The 6,675-nt window shown below is 63.9% G+C and carries 6 protein-coding genes; all 6 read left to right on the top strand.

What is annotated here, in order from left to right; translation table 11 throughout:
* Nucleotides 1-610 (top strand): TetR/AcrR family transcriptional regulator (locus tag Q8R73_RS19865; RefSeq protein WP_305721250.1); only part of this gene is annotated, 610 nt, incomplete at its 5' end.
* Between the two features lie 565 nt (nt 611-1,175).
* Entirely contained in the window at nt 1,176-1,667 is a 492-nt protein-coding gene (locus Q8R73_RS19860; RefSeq protein WP_305721249.1) for a TspO/MBR family protein, read from the top strand.
* A gap of 161 nt (nt 1,668-1,828) precedes the next feature.
* Nucleotides 1,829-2,593: an HAD-IA family hydrolase gene (locus Q8R73_RS19855; RefSeq protein ID WP_305721248.1), complete on the top strand. Its 765-nt coding sequence runs from the start codon at nt 1,829-1,831 to the stop codon at nt 2,591-2,593.
* A 122-nt stretch (nt 2,594-2,715) separates the two neighbouring features.
* Nucleotides 2,716-3,867: a putative peptidoglycan glycosyltransferase FtsW gene (locus tag Q8R73_RS19850; RefSeq protein ID WP_305721247.1), complete on the top strand. Its 1,152-nt coding sequence runs from the start codon at nt 2,716-2,718 to the stop codon at nt 3,865-3,867.
* Between the two features lie 207 nt (nt 3,868-4,074).
* Complete coding sequence (gene murG, locus Q8R73_RS19845) at nt 4,075-5,178, top strand: undecaprenyldiphospho-muramoylpentapeptide beta-N-acetylglucosaminyltransferase (RefSeq protein ID WP_305721246.1); 1,104 nt, start codon at nt 4,075-4,077, stop codon at nt 5,176-5,178.
* 215 nt (nt 5,179-5,393) lie between these two features.
* Nucleotides 5,394-6,675: UDP-N-acetylmuramate--L-alanine ligase (murC, locus tag Q8R73_RS19840; RefSeq protein WP_305721245.1), on the top strand; the 1,282-nt coding region annotated here is incomplete at its 3' end.

Genomic DNA, 6,675 nt, shown 5'->3' with positions numbered 1-6,675 from the left:
ATTCACTCATCGGTATACCAAGAGGCAAGCCATGAGACGATCGGCCGCGCAGACGCGACTGCATATTCTCGACGCGGCATACGGATTGTTCTGGCGCCAGGGATTCCTCAGAGTTTCGATGGACGAGATTGCAGCACGCGCCGGCATCACCAAGCGAGCAATGTATCAACACTTCCGAAGCAAGGACGCCCTGATGGCGGCTACGCTGGCCTATTCCAGCGAACTGGCGCTGGAGCGACTGCGACAGTTCCATCGACCGGTCACGACAGGGGACGAACTGATCGAGAGTTATTTCGCACAGCTGCGTGAATGGGCGAAGAAGCCGAAATATTCCGGAGGGGGCTTCACGCGTGCCGTCGTTGAACTCGCTGATCTGCGCGGTCACCCTGCGCGGGCAATTGCGCGAAAGCACAAGGCCGCCGTGGAAAGCTGGCTCGCCGGCGAACTGGCCTCCACCGGAATTGCCTCCCCCGGTGACCGCGCGCGAGAGGTCATGTTGCTGATGGAGGGCGCCATGGCGCTCATGCTCATCCATGGCGATTCGAGCTGGGCTGACTCCGCCGCGCAGGCGGCAAAAAAACTACTGGGAAGCCGAGCTATCGCATCCTAGTCCGCCGGCGGCGCGAAGGATCGGCGGCAACGCCAGCGTCGCCGAATATTTCCCGCGCCTCCGCAAGGCCTATCTGATCGGAGAGACGGCGCCGGCGATTCCGGCAAGCCCGGCGACCGGGTGCCGTACGAGATATTCGAAACGCCCGAAGTCGCCGTCGCCAGCGCGGCATGCGACGCTGATGTCTCGGGCTTATCCCTGTGGTGCTGTCGCCGTTATCGAAGACAGATGATGGAGTATTTCGAGCATGGTCCAATGCTCGGTTCGATGCCCTCCGTTATTCCCAGATAGAGGCCCATACCGAGAAAAATCACCAAGCCCGCGGTTATCAATATCGTTTTCAACTTCATGGGCAGTGCTCTTTTGCGTTCCGCGACCTCGTCACCACGCTGGAGGTCTTCAAGCCGGTGGTGTGACGGTTTTGCAGTTGACGGGCTCAAACCGGATACTTCATTTTTTCGACAACAGGCATCGCGCCACGCGATGGTGACCCCATATGGTAGACGTGCCTGCCTCGCCACGCGTTGTTCGTGTGCGGAATGAAAACCTGTTTGAGGAACTGAAATTGACCCTGCCCATCATCGTCGCGACCCTTACCACTTTGCTTGTGCTCGGCGTGGGCGGCTGGATGACGACGGTCGGGAGCTGGTACGAAAATCTGAAAAAGCCGTGGTGGAACCCTCCCAACTGGATATTTGGACCGGCCTGGACGGTGATCCTCGGCCTCGCCGCATGGTCAGGCGTGCTGGCCTGGACACAAGCCTCCAGCAGTTCGGGGCAACTTCTCATCCTCATCCTGTTCGGCATCAACATTGTCCTCCACATGCTCTGGAGTCCGCTGTTCTTCAATCTGAAGCGACCGGACTGGGCCCTGATCGAGGTGCCGTTCCTCTGGCTTTCCATCGTGGCCCTCATGTTCGGCGTGGCGCAATTCTCCACATTGGCAAGCTGGCTCCTTTTGCCCTACCTCCTCTGGGTGACATTCGCGGCCTTCCTCAACCTCACGATCGTGCGAATGAACCGGCCGTTCGGCAAGGCCGATAGGTCGAAAATCTAGCAAGATTCATTCGCACAGATCGGCCAGGCAACGGCGCGCCCTTCTCCCATAAGGAATAGTTTGGATCGGTCCAGGAAAACAAAATTTCCTCTCCCTCTATGTGTCCTGCATCCTGATTGTGTCGCAACCAAACGCGGTACCCGTTTTCAGGGGAGGAACCTATGAGCGACGAACGGGCCTCGTCGGACGCGCGTCTCGATCGCGTCAACGAACGAATCGTTCGGTCGCGGGCTCTGATCCTTGATGTCGATGGCACGCTGGCTGAAACCGAGGAAGTTCATCGCCTGGCCTTCAATGCCGCCTTCGCCAGAGCCGGTCTCGCCTGGTGCTGGGGACGCGTTGTCTACAAGGACCTGCTTCGGGTTGCGGGCGGCAAGGAGCGGATTCGCGCCTTCGATCGCCGGTTGGGAGGGACGTCATCACTTTCGGACGCCGAGATCGCAGAATTGCACATGACCAAAACCACGATCTACGCCGATCTGATGGCAAGTGGTGGCTGCCCGCTACGTCCAGGCGTCGAAGCCCTGTTGAATCAGGCGCGGACACGCGGTCAGCGCCTGGCGATTGCGACGACGACCTCTCGCGGCAACATCGATGCCTTGCTTGGGCCGGCGTTGGGTCGGGCTTGGGCGAACCGGTTCGTGGCGATCGTCGCAGGTGACGAGGTGGCGAACAAGAAGCCGGCGCCGGACGTCTACCTGGAAGTGCTGGCTCGACTGGATCTGTCCGCATCCGAATGTCTGGCGATCGAGGATTCCGGCATAGGGTTGGTTGCGGCATCACGCGCCGGAATTCCCGTGCTGATATCGCGCAGCGCCTACTTTCTGGACGACGACTTTTCAGAAGCGCTTTATGTGACCGATGATCTCGGCATGCTGAACGGCAAGGGAGTTGTGGAAGAGGGCAAGTTGCGCGGAGCGTTGTGATACCCAAAACGAGCCACCGCCTGTCTCACGCAATCGGCCGTCAAAACATTTCCATCCCATTAACCCCTTGATAACCATCCTCGGCCACCAATGGGCGATACCTCAGCCCCTTGGGGACGCCCATGATCTCCCGTGAACAACGCACTCCCCTGAGCGAATGGTGGTGGACGGTCGACCGCCTGCTGCTGGCGGCGATCGCCGGGCTGATGCTGGGCGGCGTCATCCTGTCGCTGGCGGCCAGTCCGCCGGTCGCGACCAGGATCGGCCTGGATCCGTTCCATTTCTTCAACCGCCATGTGCTGTTTCTGCTGCCGTGCTTCATCGTGCTGATCGGGGTCTCGTTCCTGTCGCCGCGCCAGATCCGGCGCGTCGCGCTGGTCGTATTCGCGGTTTCCGTCGTGCTGATCGTGGCGACGCTGCTGATCGGACCCGAGGTCAAGGGGTCGCGGCGCTGGATCACCCTGCTCGGCGTCAACATCCAGGCTTCCGAATCCGCCAAGCCCGCCTTCGTGGTGCTGGCGGCATGGCTGTTCGCGGAATCGGCACGTCGGCCGGAAATGCCGGCGACCTCGATTGCGCTCGGGCTGCTGCTGACGCTGGTGGCGCTGTTGGTGCTGCAGCCCGATTTCGGCCAGACCCTGCTGATCCTGATGGTGTGGGGCGCGCTGTTCTTCATCGCGGGGATGCGGATGATCTGGGTGGCCGGGCTCGCCGCCGCCGCCGGCGCCGGGCTGTTCGGCGCCTATCTCATGGTCCCGCACGTCGCCTTCCGCATCAAGCGCTTCATGAATCCCGGCACTGGCGACACCTTCCAGGTCGATACCGCGATGGAGGCCTTCTCCAACGGTGGCTGGTTCGGCCTCGGCCCGGGCGAGGGCATCGCCAAGCGCAGCCTGCCGGACAGCCATACCGACTTCGTCTTCGCCGTCGCGGCGGAGGAGTTCGGCATCATCCTGTGCCTGGCGCTGCTGGCGCTGTTCGCCTTTGTCGTGATCCGTACGCTGGCGCGCGCCTATGCCACAGAGGATCTGTTCTCGCGGTTCGCGGCCTCCGGCCTCGCCATCCTGTTCGGGGTGCAGGCCGCGATCAACATGTCGGTCAATCTGCAACTGATACCGGCCAAGGGCATGACGCTGCCGTTCATTTCCTATGGCGGCTCCTCCATCATCTCGCTGGCCTACAGCGTCGGCATGATGCTGGCGCTGACGCGGCTGCGGCCGCGCACCGAGATGGAATCGATCGGCGACGCCAACGCCGCGCCGAACTACGCGTGAACGATCAACGCCACTCGTTAGTACCGACTGTGTGAGTTGGGGGAGTCGCTTGCTGCCCATGCTTCGAGACGCATCGCCCTGCGATGCTCCTCAGCATGAGGTCATTGTGTTTCAACAAGTAAGACCTCATCCTGAGGAGGCCACGGAGTGGCCGTCTCGAAGGATGGCAGCAACTTCGATTTTTGCTTTCAGGTACCAGGCTATCCCATGGACAGTTCCTCGCCCCTCATCCTGCTGGCCGCCGGCGGCACCGGCGGTCATCTGTTTCCCGCCGAGGCGCTCGGCGTCGAGTTGATCCGGCGCGGTTTTCGGGTGCGGCTTGCCACCGATGCCCGCGCGCTGCGCTACAGCGGCCTGTTCACCAGGGACACCATCGACGTGGTGCCGAGCGAGACCGTGCGCGGCCGCACGCCATGGTCGCTGGCCCGCACCGGCATGCTGCTCGCCGCCGGCACCGCGGTATCGCTCAATCTGATGCGGCGGCTTCGTCCAAGGGCCGTGGTCGGTTTCGGCGGCTATCCGACCTTGCCGCCGCTGCTGGCGGCCAGACTGTTCGGCGTGCCCGGCATCATTCACGAGGCCAATGCGGTGCTCGGCCGCGCCAACCGGTTCCTGTCCGGCCGCGTCAGCGCGATCGCGACGTCGCTGCCGGGCGTGCTGGACCGCGATCCCGCGCTGGCCGGCAAGACCACCACCGTCGGCACGCCGATGCGCCCGGCGGTCCTCGCCGCGGCCAAGGTGACATTCGCTTCGCCCGAGGCGACCGGCCCGCTTCGCCTGCTGGTGGTCGGCGGCAGCCAGGGCGCGCGGGTGATGGCCGATATCGTGCCTGGTGCGATCGAGCGGCTGGCGCCGGCGCTGTGGAGCCGGCTGATCCTGACCCAGCAGGTGCGCGAAGAGGACATGGCGCGGGTGCGCGCGGTCTATGACCGGCTCAAGATCCAGGCCGAACTGGCGCCGTTCTTTACCGATTTGCCGGCGCGGCTGGCGTCGAGCCATCTGGTGATCTCGCGCTCCGGTGCCGGCACCGTGGCCGAACTCGCCGCCATCGGCCGGCCCTCGATCCTGGTGCCGCTGCCCGGCTCGATCGATCAGGATCAGTTCGCCAATGCCGGCGTGCTGGCGCAGGCGAACGGCGCGATCCGGATTGCGCAGACGGACTTCACGCCCGACCGGCTGGCCGCGGAAATTTCCACCCTCGCCGCCGAGCCGGAGCGGTTGACCGCGATGGCCGCCAGCGCCCGCACCATGGGCCGGCTGGACGCCGCCGAGCGGCTGGCCGATCTGGTGGTGAAGACAGCGGGAATCTGACGTCCTCGTCATTCCGGGGCTCGCATCGCGAGCGAACCCGGAATCTCGAGATTCCGGGTTCACTCACTGCGTGAGTGCCCCGGAATGACGAAAAGGGCCTTGTCATGCCCCGCGAAAGCGGGGCATCCAGTACCCCGCGCAGCTGATTTGGACCTCGGGCTTCGCGGATTACTGGATCGTCCGCCTTCGCGGACGATGACGTCAGGGAAGATGCCATGAGACTGCCGCGCGAGATCGGACCCATTCACTTCGTCGGGATCGGCGGCATCGGCATGAGCGGCATCGCCGAGGTGCTGTGCAATCTGGGCTACACCGTGCAGGGCTCCGACGCCTCCGAGGGCGCCAACGTCAACCGGCTGCGCGACAAGGGCATCCGGATCTCGGTCGGCCACAAGGCCGAGAACGTCGCCGGCGCCGAGGTGCTTGTCGTGTCGACCGCGATCAAGCGCGACAATCCCGAACTGATGGCGGCCCGCGCGCAGCGCATCCCGGTGGTGCGCCGCGCCGAAATGCTGGCGGAGCTGATGCGGCTGAAAAGCTGCGTCGCGATCGCGGGCACCCATGGCAAGACCACGACCACCTCGATGGTCGCAGCGCTGCTCGATGCCGGCGATCTCGATCCGACCGTGATCAATGGCGGCATCATCAACGCCTACGGCACCAACGCCCGGCTCGGCGCCGGCGAGTGGATGGTGGTGGAGGCCGACGAGAGCGACGGCACGTTCCTGAAACTGCCGGCCGACGTCGCCATCGTCACCAATGTCGACCCCGAGCATCTCGACCATTTCGGCACCTTCGAGGCGGTGCAGGACGCGTTCCGCCATTTCGTCGAGAACGTGCCGTTCTACGGTTTTGCCGTGATGTGCATCGACCATCCGGTGGTGCAGAGCATCGTCGGCAGGATCGAGGACCGCCGCATCATCACCTACGGCGAAAATCCGCAGGCCGATGCGCGGCTGGTCGATCTCGTCCCGACCGGCGGCGGCTCCAAATTCACGGTCGCGTTCCGCGACCGCAAGGCCGGCACCTCGCACGAGATCGTCGACCTCGTGCTGCCGATGCCTGGCCGCCACAATGCGCTGAACGCCACCTCGGCGATCGCGGTGGCGCACCAGCTTGGCCTGTCCGACGACACCATCCGCAAGGCGCTGGCCGGCTTCGGCGGCGTCAAGCGGCGCTTCACCAGGACAGGCGAATGGAACGGCGTCACCATCATCGACGATTACGGACATCATCCGGTCGAGATCGCGGCGGTGCTGAAGGCGGCGCGGGAATCCACCGATGGCAAGATCATCGCCGTGGTGCAGCCGCATCGCTTCACGCGATTGCAGTCGCTGTTCGAGGAATTTTGTACTTGTTTCAACGATGCCGACACGGTGGTGGTCGCGGAAGTCTATCCGGCCGGCGAGGCGCCGATCGAGGGCATCGACCGCGATCATTTTGTGCTGGGCCTGCGCGCCCATGGCCATCGCGAGGTGATCCCGCTGCCGGCTTCCA

It is taken from the genome of Bradyrhizobium sp. (genome assembly GCF_030697065.1).
Classification (GTDB): Bacteria; Pseudomonadota; Alphaproteobacteria; order Rhizobiales; family Xanthobacteraceae; genus Bradyrhizobium.
Note: the sequence above shows the minus strand (reverse complement) of the source record. Positions and strands in the feature narration are given on the sequence as shown.

What these genes read in the sequence shown, in the direction of transcription:
- Q8R73_RS19850 (WP_305721247.1), top strand. Translation starts at nt 2,716, where the DNA reads ATGATCTCCCGTGAACAACGCACTCCCCTGAGCGAATGGTGGTGGACG.
- murG (WP_305721246.1), top strand. Translation starts at nt 4,075, where the DNA reads ATGGACAGTTCCTCGCCCCTCATCCTGCTGGCCGCCGGCGGCACCGGC.
- Q8R73_RS19855 (WP_305721248.1), top strand. Translation starts at nt 1,829, where the DNA reads ATGAGCGACGAACGGGCCTCGTCGGACGCGCGTCTCGATCGCGTCAAC.